Origin of the sequence: Saccharothrix ecbatanensis (assembly GCF_014205015.1) — a bacterium.
GTDB lineage: Bacteria > Actinomycetota > Actinomycetes > Mycobacteriales > Pseudonocardiaceae > Actinosynnema > Actinosynnema ecbatanense.
The window spans coordinates 2,674,952-2,697,888 of record NZ_JACHMO010000001.1; the positions used below are offsets into that span (position 1 = coordinate 2,674,952).

At 71.2% G+C, this 22,937-nt stretch carries 21 protein-coding genes; 10 read left to right on the plus strand and 11 right to left on the minus strand.

Translation table 11 applies throughout. The annotated features are described in order from the left end of the window. Positions 1-18 precede the first annotated feature (18 nt). The 8 genes from F4560_RS11570 to F4560_RS11605 form a co-directional block, all read right to left on the minus strand. Positions 19-2,235 carry a rhamnogalacturonan lyase family protein gene (locus tag F4560_RS11570; protein WP_312869165.1) on the minus strand — a complete coding sequence of 739 codons (2,217 nt, stop codon included), beginning with the start codon at positions 2,233-2,235 and terminating at the stop codon, positions 19-21. Positions 2,236-2,351: 116 nt separating this feature from the next. Next, the gene (locus F4560_RS11575) at positions 2,352-3,395 is read right to left on the minus strand and encodes a LacI family DNA-binding transcriptional regulator (protein WP_184919367.1); all 1,044 of its coding nucleotides are present in this window, start codon (positions 3,393-3,395) and stop codon (positions 2,352-2,354) included. A gap of 77 nt (positions 3,396-3,472) precedes the next feature. Further along, positions 3,473-3,808, minus strand: coding sequence for an L-rhamnose mutarotase (locus tag F4560_RS11580; RefSeq protein ID WP_221483454.1), 336 nt, complete (start codon positions 3,806-3,808; stop codon positions 3,473-3,475). Between the two features lie 8 nt (positions 3,809-3,816). Further along, positions 3,817-5,655 (minus strand): DUF6807 family protein, encoded by a 1,839-nt coding sequence (locus F4560_RS46095; protein ID WP_184919372.1) that lies wholly within the window; start codon positions 5,653-5,655, stop codon positions 3,817-3,819. Then, the gene (locus tag F4560_RS11590; RefSeq protein ID WP_184919374.1) at positions 5,652-6,188 is read right to left on the minus strand and encodes a hypothetical protein; all 537 of its coding nucleotides are present in this window, start codon (positions 6,186-6,188) and stop codon (positions 5,652-5,654) included. The genes F4560_RS46095 and F4560_RS11590 overlap by 4 nt, the downstream gene beginning before the upstream one ends. Before the next feature lie 26 nt (positions 6,189-6,214). Beyond that, positions 6,215-7,114 carry a carbohydrate ABC transporter permease gene (locus F4560_RS11595; RefSeq protein WP_184919375.1) on the minus strand — a complete coding sequence of 300 codons (900 nt, stop codon included), beginning with the start codon at positions 7,112-7,114 and terminating at the stop codon, positions 6,215-6,217. Positions 7,115-7,119: 5 nt separating this feature from the next. Then, entirely contained in the window at positions 7,120-8,070 is a 951-nt protein-coding gene (locus F4560_RS11600) for a carbohydrate ABC transporter permease (protein ID WP_312869168.1), read from the minus strand. Position 8,071: 1 nt separating this feature from the next. Beyond that, on the minus strand, positions 8,072-9,358 hold the full coding sequence (locus tag F4560_RS11605) for an ABC transporter substrate-binding protein (protein ID WP_184919377.1): 1,287 nt from the start codon (positions 9,356-9,358) through the stop codon (positions 8,072-8,074). A 182-nt stretch (positions 9,359-9,540) separates the two neighbouring features. Here F4560_RS11605 and F4560_RS11610 point away from each other — a divergent pair, with 182 nt between their 5' ends. From F4560_RS11610 to F4560_RS11620, 3 genes are all read left to right on the plus strand, one after another. After that, positions 9,541-11,811: a rhamnogalacturonan lyase gene (locus F4560_RS11610; protein ID WP_184919379.1), complete on the plus strand. Its 2,271-nt coding sequence runs from the start codon at positions 9,541-9,543 to the stop codon at positions 11,809-11,811. A 193-nt stretch (positions 11,812-12,004) separates the two neighbouring features. Then, positions 12,005-12,871 carry a DUF4231 domain-containing protein gene (locus tag F4560_RS11615; RefSeq protein ID WP_184919381.1) on the plus strand — a complete coding sequence of 289 codons (867 nt, stop codon included), beginning with the start codon at positions 12,005-12,007 and terminating at the stop codon, positions 12,869-12,871. Positions 12,872-12,934: 63 nt separating this feature from the next. Continuing rightward, positions 12,935-13,258, plus strand: a complete 324-nt coding sequence (locus tag F4560_RS11620; protein ID WP_184919383.1) for a hypothetical protein — start codon at positions 12,935-12,937, stop codon at positions 13,256-13,258. Between the two features lie 15 nt (positions 13,259-13,273). Here F4560_RS11620 and F4560_RS11625 read toward each other — a convergent pair whose 3' ends face one another. Beyond that, positions 13,274-15,037 carry a pectate lyase gene (locus F4560_RS11625; protein WP_184919385.1) on the minus strand — a complete coding sequence of 588 codons (1,764 nt, stop codon included), beginning with the start codon at positions 15,035-15,037 and terminating at the stop codon, positions 13,274-13,276. A 206-nt stretch (positions 15,038-15,243) separates the two neighbouring features. On the opposite strand from F4560_RS11625, the gene F4560_RS11630 reads away from it, so the two are divergent. The 3 genes from F4560_RS11630 to ligD are packed head-to-tail and all read left to right on the plus strand — an operon-like array spanning position 15,244 to position 17,943. Next, the gene (locus F4560_RS11630; RefSeq protein ID WP_184919387.1) at positions 15,244-15,858 is read left to right on the plus strand and encodes a hypothetical protein; all 615 of its coding nucleotides are present in this window, start codon (positions 15,244-15,246) and stop codon (positions 15,856-15,858) included. Then, positions 15,858-16,970, plus strand: coding sequence for an MFS transporter (locus tag F4560_RS11635; RefSeq protein ID WP_184919389.1), 1,113 nt, complete (start codon positions 15,858-15,860; stop codon positions 16,968-16,970). The genes F4560_RS11630 and F4560_RS11635 overlap by 1 nt, the downstream gene beginning before the upstream one ends. Before the next feature lie 28 nt (positions 16,971-16,998). Further along, positions 16,999-17,943, plus strand: coding sequence for a non-homologous end-joining DNA ligase (gene ligD / locus F4560_RS11640; protein ID WP_184919391.1), 945 nt, complete (start codon positions 16,999-17,001; stop codon positions 17,941-17,943). Positions 17,944-17,966: 23 nt separating this feature from the next. Here the strand turns inward: ligD and F4560_RS11645 are convergent, their stop codons facing one another. Next, positions 17,967-18,788 carry a bifunctional DNA primase/polymerase gene (locus F4560_RS11645; protein ID WP_184919393.1) on the minus strand — a complete coding sequence of 274 codons (822 nt, stop codon included), beginning with the start codon at positions 18,786-18,788 and terminating at the stop codon, positions 17,967-17,969. A 204-nt stretch (positions 18,789-18,992) separates the two neighbouring features. Here F4560_RS11645 and F4560_RS11650 point away from each other — a divergent pair, with 204 nt between their 5' ends. Beyond that, positions 18,993-19,385 (plus strand): four-helix bundle copper-binding protein, encoded by a 393-nt coding sequence (locus F4560_RS11650; protein ID WP_246477778.1) that lies wholly within the window; start codon positions 18,993-18,995, stop codon positions 19,383-19,385. Between the two features lie 62 nt (positions 19,386-19,447). Beyond that, positions 19,448-20,089: a YbhB/YbcL family Raf kinase inhibitor-like protein gene (locus F4560_RS11655; RefSeq protein WP_184919397.1), complete on the plus strand. Its 642-nt coding sequence runs from the start codon at positions 19,448-19,450 to the stop codon at positions 20,087-20,089. 235 nt (positions 20,090-20,324) lie between these two features. Here the strand turns inward: F4560_RS11655 and F4560_RS11660 are convergent, their stop codons facing one another. Then, positions 20,325-21,443: a hypothetical protein gene (locus tag F4560_RS11660; protein WP_184919399.1), complete on the minus strand. Its 1,119-nt coding sequence runs from the start codon at positions 21,441-21,443 to the stop codon at positions 20,325-20,327. Between the two features lie 206 nt (positions 21,444-21,649). On the opposite strand from F4560_RS11660, the gene F4560_RS11665 reads away from it, so the two are divergent. Together F4560_RS11665 and F4560_RS11670 are read left to right on the plus strand one after the other, a co-directional pair. Further along, positions 21,650-22,180: a hypothetical protein gene (locus F4560_RS11665; protein WP_184919401.1), complete on the plus strand. Its 531-nt coding sequence runs from the start codon at positions 21,650-21,652 to the stop codon at positions 22,178-22,180. Positions 22,181-22,190: 10 nt separating this feature from the next. After that, on the plus strand, positions 22,191-22,922 hold the full coding sequence (locus tag F4560_RS11670) for a class I SAM-dependent methyltransferase (RefSeq protein WP_184919403.1): 732 nt from the start codon (positions 22,191-22,193) through the stop codon (positions 22,920-22,922). The last annotated feature ends 15 nt before the right edge of the window (positions 22,923-22,937 follow it).

Here is a 22,937-nt window from a genome sequence, read left to right on the forward strand (position 1 = left end):
CGACGTTCACGGACGTGATCAGCGGGCGTAGTACACGTCCGGCCACGGCGCGGACACGGTGCCGCTCCCGATGTGGAAGCTCGGGTGCGGCGGCTGGTTGTAGGCGGTGTTCTGCCACGCGATGGCGACCCGGTACATCGTGTCGTGCATCAACGTGGGGATGCGGCGGTCCGTCTGGTGCGGGGTGGAGTAGATCCGCAGCGCGGAGTTGTCCGAGGTCCGCCAGACGACCTCCTCGCGCCAGTCGCCCAGGATGTCGCCGGACAGGGCGGGGGTGGCCTTGGTGCCGTTGTTCGAGGCCACGCCGCTGCCGGTGAGCAGCCGGGTGTCGCCGGACGTGCCGTACTTGTCGATCCTGGTCTGGTCGAGCAGCTCGCGGGACGAGTCGCCGTCCCACCAGATCAGGAAGTTCGCCGACGACGGCTTGCGGGCGATGCCGGTGCCGCTGGTGTTGCGCAGCTGGGTGTCCGCGCTCGACCACGACTCCGCGCCGGGGCTGCCCGCGTAGATGTCGGCCGAGATGCCGCGGCCGTTGTCACCGGCCGGGGCGGTGGTCCACAACCGCTGACCGGTCCGGGCGTCGGCGAACCACGAGCCGGGCTTGGACGAGTCCTCGGAGACCTTGTAGTACTCCAGGCCCGGACGTGACGGGTCGAGGTCGCCGAGGTGCGCGGCGTCGCCGTGGCCGAGGCCGGTGGTCCACAGACCGCGGCCGGTGTCGTCGATGGTGGCCGCGCCGTAGACGATCTCGTCCCGGCCGTCCTGGTCCACGTCGCCGATGGTCAGCGAGTGGTTGCCCTGACCCGCGTAACCGCTGTTGCCGGAGGTGTTCGAGTCGAACGTCCACCGCTTGACCAGCGCGCCGTTGCGGAAGTCCCACGCGGCGACGACGGCACGCGTGTAGTAGCCGCGGGCCATGATCAGGCTGGGCCGTGCGCCGTCCAGGTACGCGGTGCCGGCCAGGAACCGGTCGACCCGGTTGCCGTAGCTGTCACCCCAGGACGAGACCGTGCCGCGCGGCGGGTCGTAGTTCACCGTGGACATCGCCGCACCGGTCTGACCGTTGAACATGGTCAGGAATTCCGGCCCGGTCAGGATGTAACCGGACGAATTGCGGTGATCGGCGGTGGAACTCCCGATCACGGTGCCGCGACCGTCACGGGTGCCGTCCGCGGTCTTCATGGCGACCTCGGCGCGGCCGTCACCGTCGTAGTCGTACACCTGGAACTGGGTGTAGTGCGCGCCCGCCCGGATGTTCCGGCCCAGGTCGATGCGCCACATGCGGGTGCCGTCGAGCCGGTACGCGTCGATGTAGACGTTCCCGGTCACGCCCGACTGCGAGTTGTCCTTCGCGTTGTCCGGGTCCCACTTCAGCACGAACTCGTAGTCGCCGTCGCCGTCCAGGTCGCCGACGCTCGCGTCGTTCGCGCTGTACCCGACGCCCGGTGACTGGATCGGCACGTCCCGGTAGCCCGCGCCGAACGAGAGCGAGGGTGGGGACGCCGGCTGCTCGGACCCGTTCACGATGGCGCTCACCGTGTAGGTGGCGTCCGCGGGCGCGCCGTTGTCCAGGTAGTTGGTGGACGCCGTGATCGGCGTGCTCGTGATCCTGGTCGAGCCCCGGTACACGAGGAACGACACGTTGGACGGGTCGCCGGCCAGCAGCCGCCAGCTGACGAGGTTGCCGGTGCCCGAACGGACGCTCACCACACCGCGGTCCAGCCGCTCGGCCTGCTTGCGACCGGTCGGGTCGGCCGGGCCGGGCTGCTGGGTCGTGGAGGACGGCGGCGTGGTCGTGGTCGTCGGCGTGGGGTCGACGGCGCCGGTGCACGTGACGCCGTTGAGCGTGAAGGTCGTGGGCACGCCGACCTGGTCGCCGGTCATCGTGGCGTTGAAGCCGAACGACGCCGTGCCGCCGGTCGGGATGACCCGGTTCCAGTCCACGTTGGACGCCGTCACGCTCGCGCCGTCGGAGTCGAACGTCGCGTTCCACCCCTGGCCCATGCGCTCGGAGCCGGGGAACGCCCAGGCGAGTCGCCACCCGTCCACCAGGTCGCCGACGTTCCTGATCGTCACGTTGGCGGAGAACCCGCCCTGCCACTTGTTCTGCACCGTGTAGTCGACCCCGCAGCCGGGGGCCGCCGACGCCACGCCGACCATCACCGTGCCGCCGGTCAGTGCGATGACCGCCGTGGCGGCGCCGATCGCGCGCACTCTGAACGAGTTGGTGAGCACCGTTGCTCCTTCGTCGTTGTTCTGGGAGCGCTCCCAGAAGTGCCCAGGGTAACGCCCAAATGGGGCACATGACAGTCACCTGGTCAAGATTGCGTTGAAGCGTTCAAACGCGCCGTTCACCGGTACCGACGACGCACCCGGGGCACCCGCCTGCTCGACTCGCGGACGACCAGTTCGGGGGCGAAGAGCACGTGCCGGTGCGTGTGCTCGGCCGGTCGCAACGTCTCCTCGATCACCAGCTCCGCCCCGGTTCGGCCGATCAGCTGGCGCGGCTGGCGCACCGAGGTGAGCGGCACGGCAGCGGCGGCGGCGAAGTCGATGTCGTCGTAGCCGACGATCGCGATCTCCTGCGGCACCCGCACGCCGGCCCGCACCAGCACTTGGAGCACGCCGAGCGCGAGCAGGTCGTTGGCGCAGAACACCGCGTCCGGCCGGGTGCGCGGGGGACGGGCCAGCAGCTGCTCGCCGGCGCGCTGCCCGGACACCACGTTGAGCGCCGGCACCTTCAGCTCCTCCAGCACGCCCTCCTCACGGCCGGCCTTGCGCACCGCGTCCACCGCGCCCTGGTGCCGCTGCCGGGCCTGGTGGATGCGGGACGGCCCGTTGACCATCACGATCCGCTCGTAGCCCTCGGCCAGCAGGTGGGTGACGGCGGTCTCGCCACCCGCCCGGTCGTCCACGGCCACCGCGCACAGGTCGGGGTCGACGGTCGGGTGGTCGAGCAGCACGACCGAGATGCCCCGCTCGCGCAGCCTCCGCACGGGGGCGAGGTCGCTGTCGACGGGCGTGATCAGCACGCCGTGCACCCGCTGCTCGGCCAGCAGCTCCACGTGCCGCGCCTCGCGCTGCGCCGACTCGTCGCTGTTGCACAGGATCACCGCGTGCCCGGCGTCGCTGGCGGTGTCCTCGACCCCGCGCGCGACGTCGGTGAAGAACGGGTTGCCCACGTCGAGGACCACGAGCCCGATGGCGCGCGGCGTGCCCGAACGCAGCTGACGGGCGGCGTCGTTGCGGACGAAACCCAGCTCGACGATCGCGCCCAGGACGCGGTCCCTGGTGGCCGGCGCGACGACCTCGGGGCGGTTCAGGACGTTGGAGACCGTGCCGACGGACACCTTCGCGCGCGCGGCCACGTCGCGGATGCTCACCGGCAACGCCACCGTGCCTCCTCGGCGGGCCGCAGTACCCGACCCCGTTGGATCAAAACCGTTTCACAGCCCAATGGTCCAGTCCAGTGTCAGTCCAGGTGGAAGACCTCCGTCAGCGGCTTCATGGCCTCGTCGGGATGCCTGCCGTCCAAGGCGACGAAGAACTCGGCCATCTCCGTCTGCCACCGGTCGTTCACCTCGCGGTCGCGCATGCCGCGCTGGGCCGCGTCCCAGTCCGGCGTCTCCAGGTAGCCGACGAGCAGCCCGTCGTCGGCCAGGAAGAGGCTGTAGTTGCCCCAGCCCGTCTCGCGCAGCGCCTCCCGCATCTCCGGCCACACCTCGCGGTGCCGCTCCCGGTACTCCTCCAGCCGCTCCGGACGCACCCGGAGCAGGAAGCACACACGTCGCACGTCGACCTCCGCCATAGAACGTTTCACAAGGACAGGGCTTCACGGCTGCGCACGCCGTCGTAGAACGCCACCCGCACGGTGATCTCCCGCTCCTGGCCAGGCGCGAGCACCACGGGCGCATCCCACGCGAGGGCGGAGCCGATGCCCTGGTACTGCCCGACCCGCACGAACCACGGGTCGGTCGGACCCGACACCACGGCCGTCCACGGGCGCACCGGGTCACCGACCACGACCGCGACCCACGGCGCGGTGCTTCCGTTGACCTCCTCCTCCCCCACGCCGTTCGGGCTGTGCACCCGCACGTACATCGGATCGAGGTCGGGCAGCCGCCAGAACCAGCCGCCGTAGCCCGCGCCCGCCCGGCCCTTGCTCCCGGGACTGTGCAGCACCACGTCGTCCTCGGCGGTCAGCACGCTGGTCCACTCCAGCTCCCAGCCGTCGGTCAGCATCCGGCGGCGGACGCGGCGGCGTTCGCGCAGCATCGCCTTTCCCGCCGAGTCGCACCAGGCCAGCTCGCCGGGGCCGGACTCCTCGACCCGGCCCAGCTCCCCCGGCACGTAACCCTGGCCGGGCACGTAGTTCCGCCCGCCCCACAGGTTGACGCCGTTGACGTCGGGCAGCGCCAGGCCGATGCCCCGGTGCCACTGGTGGTCGTCCGGGTGCTCGCCGGTGACCACGACCCCGCCGAGCGTGCGCACGGGGTGCAGCGCCGGTCGGGGCACGACCAGTGGCAGCCGCACGCTGTCCCAGCCGTACCGGGCGACGCCGCCCAGCGGCGACCACGGCGCCTCCAGTTCGGCGAACGTGCGCAGGTGCTCGGCGGCCTTGGCCACCACGTGGTCCACTCCGTCGACGTCCACCCGCTTGCCGTTGCGGCGCAACCACGCCGGGTCGATCGGCACCGGATCGGGCGCGGTGCGCACCGCCTCCAGCACCCGCATGAACCCGCCCGTCGCGGCCAAGGGCGAGTGCAGCGGCACCGCGGGATCCTTGAGGTGGGCCAGCAGGTTCCGCAGTGGGCTGTCGTGCCGGTACCGCTCCTCGATGCCGTCGATCACCAGCCGGTGCTGGGTGTAGTGCAGTTCAGCGCGCTTGCGGCTGCCGTGCACGACGAGCACCGGCTCCCGCACGACCTCGGCGCACAGCGTCACCGCGACCACGACGACCGTGCCGTTGCGGGTGCGCAGCCGCAGGCAGGAGGTGTCGTCGGCCTCGATGTCGCGGGCGCGCAACAACTCCAGCTCGACGTCGTCCACGTCGTCCACGCCCGTGCTGTCGTCCAACGCCAGCGCGGTGGCGATGCCGTGCGCGAACGGGTTGGTCAACGCTCCGTCCACCACGGGCACGCCGTCGAGCGTGCGACGACCGGCCCACGTCGCGCGGGTGTAGTAGGCGTCGTCGCGCGACCACGTGCCGCGCACGCCGATGCCCCTGATCTCGCCCAACGTGCCCAAGCGCATCAGCTCGGCCAGCCGGTGCACGGCGTGCGAGCCCAGGCTCTGGAAGCCGACCTGGACCAGCCTGCCCTCGGACCGCTCGACCAGCCCGTGCCAGTCGGCGAGCGTCGGCGTGGGCGGTTTCTCCAGCAGCAGGTGCGCGCCGGCGTCCAGGACCTGGTGCGCCAACGGCACATGGGTGTGCAGGGGCGTGGACACGATGCCGATGTCCGCGCCGCGCAGCAACGTCGACAGGTCCGCGTCCACCGGCCGGTCGCCGATGATCCGCCGGGCCTCGTCGTCCAGCGCGCCGACCTCGCACACGCCCGCCAGCCGCACCAGCCCTTCGGCCTCCAGCGCGGCGATCTCCCGCAGGTACAGCCGCCCGTAACCGGAAGCCCCGGCGAGCACCACCCGCGGCGTCACCGGCGTTCCACGGCAACCGCGGCGAACACCAGCAGACCCGGCACGATGATGACGAACGCGGGCGCCTGAGCGACCACCAGCACCGCGATCACCAGCGCGACGACCAGGTACGCGTACCCGACCCAGTCACGCGAAGGGTCGGCCAGCGACACGGCCCACCGGTCACCCGGACTCCACCGTGCCGCCGTCCGCAGCAGCACCAGCACCAGTCCTGCCAAAGCCAGCCCGATCACCGGACCTAGGACGGAAGCACCCGGGAGCCCGCCCAGCACCGCCAGCACGTCCATCACGCCGACCGCCAGCACCACCACCGGGACCACGACCGCGACCGGGTCGCGCAGCGCCTGACCCAGCAACACGACGAACCGCCGCACCGTGGGTGTGCGGCCACCGTCGACCAACTCGCGCAGCAGCACCGCACCCGCCGCCGCGGCGGGCAACGCCGTCAGCACCGGAAGCGACGCTACGGTCACCAGCACCCCGATCAGCAGCACCTCGGCCAACAACGCCAAAGGCCGCACCCACGGGCTCATCGCCCCCTGCTCCCGCATAGCGCCCCTCACCCCTTGAGACCGGACGTCGCCACACCTTCGACCAGGAATCGCTGGAACGCCAGGAAGAACAGCCCGATCGGCAGCAGCGCGAGCACCGACATGGCGAACATCGGCCCGAACGCCGACTGCGACGCCTGGTCGATGAACAGCTGCAACGCCAACGGCAGGGTGAACATCTCCGGGTCGTTGAGGTAGATCAACTGGCTGAAGAAGTCGTTCCAGGTCCAGATGAACGTGAAGATCGCGGTGGTGATCAGGGCCGGCCGCAGCAGCGGCAGGATCACGTGCCGGAACACCCCGATCGGACCGCAGCCGTCCAGCGTCGCCGCCTCGTCCAGCTCACGCGGCAGCGAGCGGATGAACTGGACCATCAGGAAGATGAAGAACGCGTCGGTGGCCAGGAACTTCGGCAGCACCAGCGGCCAGAAGGTGTTCACCATCTCCATCTGCTGGAAGATCACGTACTGCGGGATCAGCACCACGTGCTGCGGCAGCATGATCGTGATCATCATGAACCCGAACATCGGACCGCGACCGCGGAAGTGCAGCCGGCCGAACGCGTAGGCCGCGAGCGAGCACGACAGCACGTTGCCGACGACCGCGCCGACCGAGATCATCAGCGAGTTCCAGAAGTAGTGCAGGACGCCGAACTCGCCGACGCCGTCGAACACCTCGGCGTAGTTCTCGCCGGTCGGGTCCCGCGGCAGCAGCGCGAGCGTCGAGACCACCTCCGTCGCCGGCTTGAACGACGTGGAGACCAGCCAGACCACCGGGTACAGCAGGACCAGGAGGACGCCGATGACCAGGACGTGCCACACGGCCTTCTTGGGCCACCCGGATTTCGCCGGCTCGGCTTTCGACGGCTTGGACGTGGACGACACCGGTGTCCCGGATGCGGCAGTCATCGTGCTCAACGGTCCTCCCCCGCGTAGAACACCCAGCGCCGGGCGCTGCGGAACACCAGCGCGGTCAGCACCGCGACCACGACGAGCAGCACCCAGGCCATCGCCGAGGCGTAGCCCATCCGGAAGTCGGTGAACCCGCGCTGGTACAGGTAGAGCGGGTAGAGCAGGGTCGCGTCGCTGGGACCGCCTCGTCCGCTGCTCACCACGAACGCGCCGGTGAACGCCTGGAACGCGTGGATGGTCTCCAGCACCAGGTTGAACAGGATCACCGGCGACAGCATGGGCAGCGTGACGCTGAGGAACCGGCGGGCCGGCCCCGCGCCGTCGATCGCCGCCGCCTCGTACAGCTCCCGCGGCACCTGCTTCAGCCCGGCCAGGAAGATCACCATCGGCGCGCCGAACTGCCAAGCGGCCAGCGCCACCAGCGTGTAGAGCGCGTACTGGGGCTGGTCGACCCAGCCGCCGAGGTCGAGGCCGACCGAGGACAGCAGTCGGTCCACCGTGCCGTCGGTGGAGAACATCGCCCGCCACGCCAGCGCGACGCTCACGCTCGCGCCCAGCAGCGACGGCGCGTAGAACGCCGACCGGTACAGACCGACGCCCGAGCGCTGCCGGTTGAGCAGCATGGCCACCGCGAGCGCCAAGCCGAGCTTGAGCGGCACCGAGATCAGCACGTACTTGGTGGTGGTCCACGTCGCGTGCCAGAACCGCTCGTCGGCGGTGAACATGGTCACGTAGTTCTCGACGCCGATCCAGCTCGGCGCCTCGAACAGGTCGTAGTCGGTGAACGACAGGTACAGCGACGCCACCATCGGGCCGATGGTCAGCAGCGTCGCGCCGATGATCCACGGTGACAGGAACAGGTACGCCACGCCCTGGCCCCGCCGACGCCCGCGGGTGGCGGGCGCCGGCGGCGGTTCGACGACCTCGGGCCGCTTCACGAGGGATTGCGTCACGTCAGGACCCCAGCGACTTCTCGGCGTCCTGGATCACGCGCTTGGCCGCGTCGGCCACGCTCACCCGGTTGAAGATCACGTCGTCGTAGGTGCGCTGGAAGTCGCGCTTGATCGCCGACGAACCGGTGGGCCAGGCGCCGAACGCCGGACCGATCTTGTCCTTCTGCGCCACCTCGTAGTCGCACACGGCCTTGCTGCCGCCCTCCGCGGACGAGCACACCTGCGCGCGGACCTCCTCGTTCGGCGGCACACCACGCGAAGCGCCGAGCAGCTTGCCCGCCTCCGGGTCGTTGACCAGGAAGTCGAGCAGCTTCACCGCCGCGTCCTTGTGCTTGGAGCGCTGGCCCACCGCGAACGACACCGGCGGCATGGCGGCCATGCCGCTCTCGGCCGCGTCACTGGGCAGCGGAGCGACCTTGAGGCTGGGGCCGTACGCGCTGAAGTAGCCGGTGACGCCCGAGTCGTACCCGATCTCCGAGGCAGCCTGCTTGGTCACCATGCCGGAGTTCTGCACCGAGCCGTCCATCTTGGTGGTCACCTCGGCGGGAGAGACGCCCTTCCCGGGCCGCATCTTCCCGATCATCTCCCAGTACTCGGTCAGCTCCTCGGCGCTGAAGCCGAGCTTGCCGTCCGGGGTGTAGAGGGACTTGTCGCGCTGGTGCAGCCACACCTCGAACCAGTCGATGGCCCAGCCGAAGTCGGTGGTGCCGGACACCTGGCCGGCCGCGCCGACCTTGGTCATCGCGTCGGCGAACTCCGTCCAGGTCCACTTCTCGCCGGGCGCGGTGGGCACCTTGGCGCCGACCGCCTCGAAGTGGGTCGGGTCGAAGATCAGCATCTGGGTGGTGGCGCCGGCCGCGACGGCGTGCTGCTTGCCGTCGACCTTGCCGCCTTCGAGCAGGTTCGCGGGGATCTTGTCGACCTTCAGGGTCTTGCCCACGTACTCGCCGAGGTCGGCCAGCACGTTGCGGCCCGCGTACTCGCCGATCGTGCCCCGGTCCAGTTGCAGCAGGTCAGGGCCCGCGCCGCCGGCGACCTGGGTGGACAGCTTCTGGAAGTACGCGTCGTAGCCGCTGTACTCCGTCTCCACCTTGATGTCCGGGTTGCGCTTCTGGAACTCCTCGACCGCCGCCCTGGTGACCTTGGCGCGGTCCTCGTTGCCCCACCAGACGAACCTCAACGTCACCGATCCGTCAGCCGACTCGCTGCCGCACCCGGACAGCGCCGCGGTCGACGCCAGGAGCCCGACCAGCAAGCCCGCCGCGCCGCGGCGAGACATTCGTCCCATCACCCTCACCTCTCGATTGAATCGGTTCAAGCAATGTAGGTGAGCCCCATCACCGGGGTCAAGGCTGCTGTTCCGATGTTGAAACTCGATCGTCATCCAGTATTGCGATTTATGTTGAAACGGTTCATCGTGTGTCTTCGTCAGGCACCTCGCGCAAAGTCGCGCTCCCTGGAGGCCCGCACATGACCCGCGTCAGACCCCTGTTCGCCGTCCTCACAGCACTCGCCATAGTGCTGTCCACGTCCCCCGCCTCGGCGACATCCCCGACCGAGGCCTCACCCGGCGGAGCGCGGCTGGAACGCCTCGACCGCGGCCTGGTCGCCGCACGCACCACCGCCGGTGTGCACCTGAGCTGGCGGCTGCTGCGCCACGAGGCCACCGGCCACACCGACACCGGCCTCGCCGGTCCTGCCTTCGCGGTCTACCGCGACGGCAAGAAGATCGCCACGGTGACCGACAGCACCAACTACCTCGACGCCGAAGGCGGCTCCGAGTACCGGGTGGCCCCGGTGGTCCGCGGCCGGCAGGGCGACCTGAGCAAGCCCGTGTCGCCGTGGGCGGGCGGGTCCTACGACCTGCCGCTGCGCAAGCCCGCCGACGGCGTGACGCCGACCGGTGAGGCCTACACGTACTCCGCCAACGACGTGAGCGTCGGCGACGTGGACGGCGACGGCAGCTACGAGTACGTGGTCAAGTGGGACCCGTCCAACGCCAAGGACGTCTCGCAGATCGGGTACACCGGGCCGACGTACGTCGACACGTACCGGTTCGACGGCACCCTGCTGCACCGCGTCGACCTGGGCGTGAACATCCGTTCCGGCGCGCACTACACGCAGTTCCTGGTCTACGACTTCGACGGCGACGGCCGTTCGGAGATGATGATGAAGACCGCGCCCGGTTCGAAGGTGACGTCCTACGACCGGCACGGGAACGTCGCGTCGGAGCGGCACGTGACCATGCCGCGCGAGGACGTCAAGGCGGGCTACTCGCACAGCGACGACTACCGGCTCAGCGCCGCGGGCTACTACGAGCACGTGGTGGAGATGTTCCGCGGCTGGCACCAGCACCCCGAGGTGGTGGCCGGCAAGTGGCCCGCGACGTTGGAGCAGGCGTTCGGCATCGAGCCCCGGCACAGCTACCCGCTGTCCGATGTGGACGCCCGTGCGATGGCGGACCACTTCATCGACGTGTACGCGCCGAGTCGCAGCGCCCGCAACAACCTCCGGGCGTTCGCCGGGTTCATCGTCGACGGTCCGGAGTACCTGACCGTGTTCGACGGCAAGTCCGGCCGTGAGCTGGAGACCGTGCGGTACGAGCCCGGTCGGCACGACGACGGCCTCATGTGGGGCGACTACGCGCTGGGCCGGATCGAGCCGGGCAACCGGGTGGACCGGTTCCTCGCCGGTGTCGCGTACCTGGACGGCAAGAACGCGTCGGCGGTGTTCGCCCGCGGCTACTACACGCGGACGACGCTGGTGGCGTACCGGTGGAACGGCCACAAGCTGACCAAGGACTGGTTCGTGGACAGCGGGTGGGTGCCGATGAGCAACCCGTTCAACTTCCCGGTCCACGGCCGTGACGGCACCTCGCCGGAGTACGGCTCGCTGGCCACGCAGGGCGCGCACTCGTTGAGCGCGGCGGACGTGGACGGCGACGGCAAGCACGAGATCGTGTACGGCGCTTCGACCATCGACCACGACGGCAAGCTCCTGTACAGCTCGTCGGGCGTGCTGCCGCCGGGCAGCGCCGACCCCGGCGCGACGGCGCGACTCGGGCACGGCGACGCGTTGCACGTGACGGACATCGACCCGGCTCGACCGGGTCTGGAGATCCACATGGTGCACGAGGGCGGGACCTACGCGCCCTACGGCTACACGCTGCGTGACGCGGCGACCGGTGAGGTGCTCTACGGCGGGTACACCGGTCGGGACACCGGGCGCGGCATGGTCGGTGACGTGCTGCCGGACGAGCCGGGCCTGGAGACGTGGGCATCGGTGCCTGGCGGTTCGGGCGCGGTCGGGTTGTGGTCGGCGGACGGGCGTCCGCTGTCGGCCTCGATCCCCGGCACGAACGCGAGCATCCGCTGGGCGGCGGACCTCACCACGCAGATCGTGGACGGCGCGGGCACGGTGACGCCGTCGATCAAGGACTGGCGGCGCGGGACCCTGCTCACCGCGACGGGCACGCTGACCAACAACGGCACCAAGGGCAACCCGTCGCTGGTGGCGGACGTGTTCGGCGACTGGCGCGAGGAGATGGTGGTGCGCACGGCGGACAGCTCGGCGTTGCGGATCTACCTGAGCACCGAGGTCACGGGGCACAAGCTGTACACCCTGATGCACGACCCGCAGTACCGGGTCGACGTCGCGCGGCAGCAGACCTCGTACAACCAGCCCGCGTACACCGGCTTCTACCTGGGCTCGGACACGGACTGGTCGAAGGTTCCGCGCTAGCCCTGTCCACGCCGGCTTGTCTCAAGCAATGCGGCCGTGCCGCACCGACTTCGAGGTTCGTCCACTCGAAGGTGGTGCGGCACGGCCGTTTTCATTGACTGGCAATGGGTCCGTCCGGTTCGGCGGGTCGCTTGGCGGTCCGGTGGCGGGTCCGGTGGAATGATCGGGTTCTCCAGCGCACGGATGGAGGGGCATGACCGACGCCGATTTGCCCGGTTTCTTCCACGATGCCGACAACGCCTCGCAGCGGGGTCAGCGGTTGACGTTGACGTGGAGCAGGATTCGGCTGTTCAGCGCCATCGCGGCCGGTCTCGGAGGTGCGCTGGAGTGGAAGCTCGCCGAGAACTTCCACCCGTGGGCGGCCTTGGCGCTGGTGGCGTTCTCGGTGGCGCTGGTGGTGGAGATCCTGCTGTGGACGCAGCAGCCCGAGCGCGAGTGGTACGCCGGGCGCGCGGTCGCCGAGTCGATCAAGACGCTGGCCTGGCGGTACGCGGTGGCCGGCGCGCCGTTCTCGGCCGGCGTCGAAGACCCCAAGGCGTTGTTGCGGGAACGCGTGAACGAGGTGATCGCGCAGGGCGAGCAGCGGTTGCCGCTGGAGAGCGACGACCCGTTCGCCACGGCCTCGATGGCGAAGCTGCGGGCGGCGCCGTTCGAGGAGCGCCGGAAGGTGTACCTGGAGAACCGGCTCCAGGCGCAGAAGACCTGGTACGCGGAGCGGTCGAAGGTCAACCGGCTGCGCGCGATGCAGTGGCGGACCGCGCTGGTCGTCGGCGAGGTGCTGGCCGTGGTGCTCGCGGGCGGGCGGGCGTTCGGCCTGTGGGAGGTCGACCTGTCCGGCATGCTCGCGGCGGCCTTGGCCAGCGGCGCGGCGTGGCTCGGGACGCGGCGGCACTCGACCCTGGCGACCAGCTACTCGTTGGCCGCGCGTGAGCTGGTGCTGGTGCGGTCCAAGCTGCTCGACGCGGACGAGGCGTCGTGGGACGCGGCGGTGGCGGAGGCGGAGGAGACGATCAGCCGGGAGCACCAGATGTGGCTGGCATCGCGCCCGGTGGAGAGCTGACCGCTCGACCGCCGCGTAGTTGTACTCATGCAGCACCGTTCGCCGGTCGTGGAGACTGGGCGGATGGAAGATCTCGACCAGCGGAAGCGCAAACGCCCCGGTGTGGCGTTCGCGGGTTTCCTCGTGCCGTTCGCGCTGCTGATGGCGGTGATGGCGGCGCACCGGGCGCAGTCCTTCGACGCGCTGGGCTGGCACGGTGGCGAGTACGCCTACGCGTTCATCGGCGTCGCGCTCGGCGCCGTCGTGGTGGGAGCGCTGCTCAAGGCCGCCCGGCCGCCGTGGCCCTCGGTCGGCACCGGCATGATCCTCGCCGGCACCGTGGGGGTCCTGATCGCCATCGCGATCGTCGCGTTGTTCGTGATCGCCTTCTCCGGGATGGTGTCCTGACCGGTGTCCTGGGCGTTACCGCGCGGACAGCCAGGACAGCAGCTTTCCCATGTTCGCCACGTACGCCGCGGTGCTGATGACCAGCGGGCGTTCGCTCGGCACGTACGGCGCTTCCGCCGGAGGGTTCCGCGGGTCGTAGGGCGAGGTGTCGTACCGGTCTCCGACGTGCTTGCTCATGTACGCCGTGCCGTCGTAGGGGTCTGCGGGCGCGGGACCGCGGTACGGGTTGGTGACGGCGTCAGCGGGGGTGAGCCAGTGGCCCTTCGGTCCGAGGTCGGCCACCAGCGCCTCGGCCTGGGCGTCGGTGACGGTCGGGAGTGGTGGCGGGGCGTCCCGGAACAGGTCGGTCAGGGCCAGGTCCCGCAGGGAGAAGTAGCGCGGCAGCGGGATGGGTCGGCCGGTCAGCGGTGACCTGGCCTTGAGGTCGGCCACCTGCCGCGGGGTGAGCGACATCAGCTCGTCGTAGGTGGCGCGCAGGGACGCGGTGTCGACCGCGCGGCCCGCCGAGTAGTGGCTGGGCGTCGAGCGGTGGTCGTAGTCGAAGTAGTAGGCGCCGTTGCGGACGTTCGAGCCGAAGCGGTGGACGAACCTCGCCCGGTTCGTGCCGAGTTCGACGAACGTGGGGTGCGTGCGGCCGGCCAGCAGCGGGTTCTCGCCGATCTGCTGGTCCGTGAGGCGGCAGCCGTCCAGCCACGCGATGGCCTCCGGCACGCGGGCCAGGTAGGCGTGGTCGCCGGTGAGCCGGAAGTAGTGGAACAGCTGGTTGACGTTGGTCTGCGTGGTGTGGGTGGTCAACGCCCTGGGCTCGTAGGACCGCGCGCCCGCCGGTGCGCCGGCCGGTCGTCCGCCCGCCGTCCTCGACAGGTGTTGCAGACCCCAACCCGCCTGCGGACCGGGCTGGTGGAGGCGGTGCAGGCAGCGCATGGCACGCACCACTGGGTCCACGAGGTCGTGCCTGCCCAGCGTGGACACGCACATCAGCAGGAACTTGATGTTCTCACCCAGCACGTCGTCGTTGAACGTGACGTGGCCGGTGTAGTCGCCGTCCTCCATGCCGTGGCCGACGTCGTCCGGCAGCCACGGCGGCCGTGCGTCGGGCCACGGGGACCGCGTGATCGCGCCAGGGCGGTGCGGGAAGCGCTGCGGCCAACCGCCGTCCGCCACACCGCCTCGGAACTGCGCCTTCAGCACGAACCGGATCGCCCGCTCGACCGCCGTGCGGAACCGATGGTCACGACGTTCCAGGTACAGGCGCAGCAGCAGTTGGGCCGCCGACGCGGTGCCGCCGTCGTCGAACGTGGCGTTGTCGTAGTGGTGTTGGAACTCCTCCAGCCGCCAGCCGTTCGCGCCGACGGTCTCGTACCAGCGGCGCAGTGACGCCGTGCCCGCGAAGTCGTGGACGTAGTTCCAGCCGCCGATGGGCAGTTGCGCCCGCACGAGTGCCAACCCGGTCCGTTCGGCCGCACGGAGGAACGTTTCGTCGCCGGTGGCGTGGTAGGCGTCGAGCATGCTGTGGCCGACGGACGGCGTGCCGGGTGGCTGGACCCAGCACATCGTGCGGTTGGCCTCCATCTCGCCCCAGGTGCGGGACAGGTCGGGCAGGTAGCTCCAGACGTACCCACCGCGGTACGACAGGCGTTCGTCCAGGAACGCGGCGGCCCGGCGCATCGCACCGACCACGTCGGGTCCGGCGGGCGCCGCGACGGCCGGTGGTCCCACCGCGGCGGCGACCGCCGGAGCTGTCACGAGCAGGCCGAATCGACGTCGGGTGAAAGCCATCGACCAGCAGTACAGGTCCGACGGCCGGCGCGTCAACGGTGGATCACAAGCGTGAACCGAGTGGTCCGCGCGGTCCACAGTGGACCGGAACTCGTGATCTTCTCCGTCACTCGACCGATGTCTCCGCGGCGGTGCGGCCTCATCGTTGGTGCATCGCACCGATGCCCGCACAACGACGTGCGGCCTCACCGGGAGGTGCACCCAGCATGATCCACTCTGTGCCCGCCGCTCGACCGGACGACGCCGAAGCCCGTGCCGAGACGATGGCCCGGTTCCTCCGCGACGTACCCGTCCCGTTCACCCGTGTGCTGTCCCTGTGGGTGGGCTACCGCCTGCGCCGCGACCCCCGGCAACCGGACACCCCGCACTCCCTCACCCCGCGCCAGGCCCACCTGCTCGGCTTACCGCCGCACGCCACCGTCACCCGGCGGGAGGGCTACCTGGTCCCGTACCTGGGCGATCAGGGCCCGCGCCTCGCCGCGATCACCGCCCTTGTGCACCGGCGGTCGTTGGAACTGGACGAGCCCGGACGCGAAGACCTCGCCAAGGGCTACGTCCCGCTCGGCGTGCTGGTCACCGACGCCCGTCGGGCCACCCACTACGCCACCACCACCCGCGCGCCCGACGACCCCGACTTCGCCGACCCGCTGCCCGACGAGCCCGACGACGTCCCCGCGCTGTGGTGCCAGGCCACCCTGCTCAGCGCCGGCCGACCCGTGGCGCTGGTCCGGGAGACCGTCTACCGGGCGGCGTTCACCGGCCGCCGGCCACCCGACCTGTCGTTCCACCTGCCCCCGGCGCCGCCACTTCTGGTGTCGTGATGCGCGCCCGGATCTCCGCCCTCGCCGCGACGACGGTGGCGGCGGGGTCCAGCGGGTACGTGGTCGCGGCGGTGCTGACCGAGGTCGCCGACGACCACGGTGTCACCACGGCGGCGGCCGGCCAGACGATCACCGCGTTCGCCCTCGCGTACGCGATCGGGTCACCGCTGCTGGCGATCCTGACCGCACGCGTCGAACGGCGTGTCCTGTTGGTGGTCGCGCTGCTGGTCGCCGCGCTGGGCAACGTCGGCGCGGCGCTCGCCCCGACGTTCGACCTCCTGCTGATCGCCCGCGTGCTCACGGCGTGCGGCGCGGCGCTGGCCACGCCGGCGGCCACCGCGGTCGCCGCCGGACTCGAACCGGACCACAAGGCGAGGGCGATGGCCGTGGTGACCGGCGGTCTGACCGCGGCGACCCTGTTGGGTGTGCCGGCCGGGCGGTTCGTCGCCGACCTGTACGGCTACCGGTCGGCGTTCGTGCTGGTCGCGGCGTTGTGCGTGGCTGCCGCCCTGGTGGTGCGGGTCGCGGTGCCGCGGGTGCGGACCGGTCCGGTGTCGGGGTTCCGGCAACGGCTGGCGCCGCTGGCCGACCCTCCGGTGCGGCGGCTGCTCGCGGTGTCGCTGCTGGCGTGCCTGGCGACGTTCAGCGTGTACGGCTACCTCGGCCCGATCACCGGTCAGGCGGTGGACGGCGGGCACCTGCTCGCCTACGGGGCCGGCGGCGTGCTGGGCAACGCGATCGGTGGTGTGGCCGCGGACCGCCACGGGCCGCGCACGCCGTTGCTGGTGGCGTTGGGCGGCTGCGCGGCGGTGCTCGTGCTGTTGCCGGCCGCGCTGACCGGGTCGGCCGCGTTCTTCGTGATGGCGGCGTGGGGCGCGTTGTTCTGGGCGTTCAACCCGCCCTTGTTCGCGGCCCTCGTGGCGCTGGACCCGGACCGGGCGAACCTCCTGCTCGCCCTGAACGCGTCCGCCATCTACGCGGGCATCGCGGGCGCCGGTGTGCTCGGCGGTGCGGTCGACGCCCCGGTCGTCCCTCTCGTGGGCGCTGTCGTCGCCGTCGCGGCCACCGTGATCGCCACTTCGGTCGGGGAAAGGAGGCTGGTGACGCGCTGATCGGCGCGATCCGGGTTAGGTTTCCCGCATGGCCGGAAAGGTGCCTTCGGTGGAGCTGGAGGTCGGGGACCGCGTCGTGCGGATCTCGAACCCGGATCGCGTCTACTTCCCCGCCCGCGGGGAGACCAAGCTCGACCTCGCCCGGTACTACCTGTCGGTCGGCGACGGCATCGTGCGCGCGCTGCGGGACCGGCCGTGCATGATGCACCGCTTCCCGTCCGGGGTGACGGGCGAGAAGGTGCACCAGAAGCGGCTGCCGCAGGGCGCGCCGCCGTGGGTGCCGACCGTGCGGGTGCACTTCCCCCGGTACAACCGGCATGCCGACGAGCTGTGCGTGGCCGATGTGGCGGACGTGGTGTGGGCGGTGCAGATGTCGACGGTGGAGTTCCACCCGTGGAACTCGCGGCGGTTCGACACCGAGAAGCCGGACGAGTGGCGGATCGACCTGGACCCGATGCCGGACTGCCCGTTCGACCGGGTCCGGCGGGTCGCTCACGTGGCGCACGAGGTGTTGGACGAGTTGGGCGCGGTGGGCTGGCCGAAGACCTCCGGTGGGGCCGGGATGCACATCTACGTGCGGATCAAGCCCGAGTGGGGGTTCACGGACGTGCGGCGGGCGGCGTTGGCGTTCGCGCGGGAGGTGGAGCGGCGCGCGCCGGACGACGTGACGACGGCGTGGTGGCGGCGGGACCGTGACCCGAGCAGCTTGTTCGTCGACTACAACCAAAATGCCCGCGACCACACGATCGCCGCTGCTTATTCGGTGCGGGGCGTGGCGGAGGCGACCGTGTCCACGCCGGTGCGGTGGGACGAGGTCGACTCGCTCGACCCGCGTGACTTCACCATCGCCACGGTGCCCGCCCGGTTCGCCGAGCTGGGCGACCTGCACGCCGGGATCGACGACGCGGTGTTCGGGCTGGAGCCGTTGCTGGAGTGGGCGGACCGGGACGGCGAGGAAGTCCCCGAGGAGTGAGGTTTCAGCGAGGAGTGTTGGTTTCAGCGCAGCACGCGTGGTCGACGGCGGCCCAGCGCGATGCCGTTCTCGATGTGGTGCAGCGACTCCCGCTCGGTCCAGCCCTCGATGCCATTGTGGGTCGAGGCGGCGGCCAGCAGGAGTGACGTCGCGGTCGCCTCGTCCAGCCAGCCCGCGCCGACCAGTTCACCGAGCCGGCACGCGGCGGTGAACACGGTGTGCGCGCGTCCGCCAGGTCTCGCTTCGCGGACGCGTTCCACCTCGCCGTCCACGGCGGCGGCACGGTAGGCGTCGACGCGGCGTGGCGACGGGCGTTGGGTGGGGATCGGCAGGTCCTCGGGCGGCGGTGGGGTCAGCACGGCGACCAGCCAGTCCGGCGCTGGGGCGACCGGGGCGTCCCGCAGCACCTGGTACCGGTGCGGGCCCAGGAGCGACCCGGCGGCCACGACGTACCCGCCGACACCCCTGGTGTCGACGTGCGGCGCGATCCGGCCGACGGTGTTGCCCAGCGGCACGTCCGGCGCGTGGAAGTACCGGTGCTCTCCCCCGCTGGGCGTGGCGACCGTGTACGTGTCACGCGGGTCTTCCGCGCCGTGCTGCCAGGCGCGGCGGGCGAACGCCTCCCGGCCGTGCGGGACGTCGAGGTCGACCACCAGCAACCCGGCCGGACCGCACGCGATGCCGACGTTGTAGGCGCGGCGCGACCACCAGTGCCTGATCCGGTCACGGTTCAGCGTGGCCTCGTCGTCCCAGCCGCGCAGGGCGGGAACTTTGCCGTGCGGGCGCAACGGCACCACGGGCCAGCCTCGTGCGGCGGCGGCCAATGCCGCCCGGTACCTGCTCATGCTCGTCTCCCCCTGGTGTCGGGCAACGGGGGAAGCGCCGCCGATGTCCAGTCTGCCGGGGTCGGGACTGCCGGAACAGGGCCACCAGGACGCCGTGCGCTGGGCGAGCCGGAGTCCCTCACGCAGTAGGTGGGTACCCGGCAGGTGCAACGGGTAGTCGACAGCGGAACCGACCGGATGGAGGCGTGAACGACCATGTCCGCGATGACGATGATGGACACCTACCCCGCCGAGATCAACCTGGACCGGAGCAAGCTCGCGGCCACCATCGACGCGCTGATCGAGTGCGCGGAGGCGTGCACGGCCTGCGCGGACGCGTGCCTGAGCGAGAGCTCGGTCGCCGAGTTGACCAAGTGCGTGCGGACCAACCTGGACTGCGCGGACGTCTGCGGCACGACCGCACGGGTGTTGTCCCGGCACACGGGTTACGACGCGAACATCAGCCGCACGCTGCTGGAGGCGTGCGCGATGGTCTGCAAGTCGTGCGGTGACGAGTGCGCTTCGCACGCGTCGATGCACGAGCACTGCCGGGTGTGCGCTGAGGCGTGCCGGGCCTGTGAGCAGGCATGTCTGGATCTGCTGGCCGCCATGAGCTGACCGAGGTGTACCCGTGGCGCACACGGGTAGGCCACTGGTCGGACGAGTGGAAGGAGCCCACCATGCCCGATCCAGGGAGCCACGCCTACGACGTCCGCCGCACGCGCCTGCGTGCCGAGTACGACGACCAAGGCGTGCCGGACCAGCGCGCCGACCGGGCGGCGAACGAGGAACTCCAACGCGACCACCCGCCCCGTGCCGTCGGTGAGCGGGCGGCCGGCCCGCCCGGCGGCGGTGGCGGCGTCGAGGAGGACGGCGGCCTCAACGCCCGCAGCGCCGCGTTCAGCGGTCACACGATGATCCCCGACCGGTACTCGTACGAGGGCGGCAACACGTCGCCGCCGTTGGAGTGGTCGGACGTGCCGTCGGGCACGGCGGAGTTGGCGTTGCTGTGCGAGGACCCGGACGCGCCGAGCGGCACGTTCACGCACTGGGTGGTCACCGGCATCCCCGCGGACGTGACCTCGATCGAGGAGGGGGCCGTGCCGCCGGGCGCGGTCGTCGGCCGCAACGGCTTCGGCGAACAGGGCTGGGGCGGACCCCGGCCACCGGTCGGCGACGAGCCGCACCGGTACATCTTCCGCGTGTACGCGGTCGACCGCCCGCTAGGACTAGGCGAAGGCGTCACCGCGGACGACCTACGCAGCGCGATCAAGGGCCGCGTCCTAGCCCACGGCACCCTCGTAGGCCTATTCGGCCGCTAACCCCAGGACCGTTTACTCGGGCCGGCTGACCCGCGCGCCAGTCGGCCCACCTGCTGACCGCGCTGGCTGACTCGGCAGCAGCTGACTCCGGGCTGACTCGGCGCCTGGCTGGCCGACCCCGCATCCGCTGCCCCCAGCCCCGCTGCCCGCGCCCGCTGACCCGCACCTGCCTGCCCGCTGAAGATCCTGGCGTGGGTGGAGGACCGAGGATCCAGGCCCGCCACCCACGCCGGAGTCAGCCGAGCTGCGCGATGGTGGCCCGGCAGCCGAAGCAGTACCCGCCCACGCGGTAATACCGGCCGGTTGACCAGACCGTCGCCGTGCCCGGTACCGCGGCGATACCACGCATCCCGCTGTACGCCAGCCCTTCCGGGGACTCCGTGCTCCACTCCCCAGCCACGTGATGCCCCAGGAATGGCGCCGACTCGCGCCCCACCTTGGTCTCCCCCGCCACCCACAGGCCGCCACGCCCGTCGTCCGCCACCGCGTTGAGCCTGGTCCCGGCCGCAACGACGGGCATCTTCACCTCCGTCCACACGCCGTCGGCCCAGCTCAGCGTCAACGGCCGACCGTCCGCACGACCCACCGCCCACACCCGGTCCGCCACCGCGACCACGTCCGTCAACTCCACCTGATGCGCGCCGACCGAAGGCACCGGGACTTCCTTCCAGCCCGCGCCGTCCCAGCGCCACGACACCCCACGTGACGCCGCTCCGGCCAGCCCGCCCTCGGTGCCGACCGCCCACACGTCACCGGTCGGCCCGCCCGACACGCCCTCCGCCTTCGCGTACGTCCCCACCACAGGCAGGACGAACCGCTCCAGCGCCGTCCCGTTCCAGCGGTGCGCGACCGGGCGTTCGGTCAAGCCGGAACCCTCCCGACCGACCGCCCAACCGAGCCCGACGTCGGACGCGAACGTGACGTCCGACAGCCGTGCGCTATCGCCTTCGGGCGCGACACCCACGGCCTTCGTCCACACCCCGCCGCGTTGCGCCAACAGCAACGGCCGCATGACGCCGGACACCAGGTCGTGCCCGGCGACGAGCACCCCATCGCCCCGAGCGTCCACGGCGCGCAACGTCGGGGAGTTCGTCGCCGGCGGGTTCGCCTCGTGCCGCCACGCCGAGCCGTCCCAGCGCAGCAGGAACAGCCCGCCGCCCACCTCGGTGAACCCGACCGCGTAGGCCAGGTCCGGCCCCACCGCGCTGACGTCGTCCAGCAGGTAGTCCAGTCCCGACGGCGGCGCGGCGACCCGCGTCCAACCCCGGGTGTCGGCATGTGCCGTCGTCGTGAGCATTCCGAGCGCGACCGCCGCGACGGTCGCCTTCCGCATCACGCCCACCATCTCCTCCATGTGATCGAGTCGCCACGGAGTGTCGCGGGCCCGCCGGCCCCGGCGGAAGATCGATCCGGCGACGGTAAGGAGGCGGTAAGACCCTGCGCGAGGCGTGATCACGCCGCTGGATACCTGGCCGTGTTCATCCGTTCGAGAAGTGGTGCGACTGGGGGTTGCCGATAGCATCGATACAGGGGGCACTATGGATCACTTTGAGGTTCGTCATGGACGACGGTGACCTCGTCGAACGATTCACCCGCCGACTGCGGCTGTTCGACTCGAACGCGGACGGCATCGTGCGGCGGCGGGACGTGGTGGCGGCGGCCGAGCGGCTGGTGCGCGTGTTCCGCGTCGACCCGAGGTCGATCGGGGCCGAACGGATCCGGACCGCGTACGAGATGCTGTCGTTGGCGCTGCTCGCGGAGTTCGGCGACCAGGCCAGGGACGAGGTCGCGGTGCCGCGGTTCGCCGAGGCGCTGGCCGCGGACCCGTGCCGCCGGACCGACCTGGGCCACCGGATCGCCGGTGCCGACGCGGTGGCCGTGCGCGAATGCCTCGCTCCGATCGGCGCCTCGGTCAAGGCCGAGCACGTCGCCGAGGTGATCGTGGTGCTCGGCGCCCACCCCGGCCACCAATGGTTGATCCAGCAGACCCTGGAACGCGACGCCGCGCTGATCCTGCGCGCCGCCGTGATCCGCCCCTTCGCCGCGTACTTCGCCGGTTGCGGCTACCCGGGCCTCTACGGCCGGGCCTAGGGTCGGCAACATGGCGGACTCGGACGATCAGTACGACGAACTCGGCAAGCTCTACGAGCGCACCAAGCACATCCCGACCGGTCTGGCCGAGCGCGCCACCTTTCTGTCCGCCCTGCCCGACCTGCGCGGCAAGTCCGTGCTGGACGTCGCGTGCGGCACCGGTTTCTACCCGCGCGAGTTCCGCCGCCGGGGCGCGGTCCGGGTGGTCGGCGTCGACTCGGCGGCCGAGATGATCGGCTACGCCCGCGAGGTGGAGAGCCGCACACCGCAGGGCATCGAGTACCACCGGCAGGACGCGACGACGTTGCCGGTGCTGGGCGTGTTCGACGTGGTGACCGCCGTGTGGCTGCTCGGGTACGCCGAGGACGAGGCCGCGCTGGACCTGATGATCGGCAACCTGCGCGCCAACCTCGCGCCCGGCGGCACGCTCGCCGTGCTGGTGCCCAACCCCGACGCCGACTGGGACCTCCTCGCGGACTACGGCCGTTACGGCTACGAGGTCACCCGCACCGGGCCGGCCGGCGCACGGCAGCCGGTGGCGGTGCACGTGCTCGGCGACCCGCCGTTCGACTTCGACTCGTTCTTCTGGCCCGGCGGCACGTTCGAGGCGGCCCTGACCCGGGGCGGCCTGACCGACGTCGCCCGGCACGCCACCGTGGTGCCCGACGACGGGCGCGGTGAGGAGTTCTGGGGACCGCTGCGCCGCAGCCCGAGCTTCGCCGTCTACACCGGACGCGGGTGATCCACAGCCGCTGTC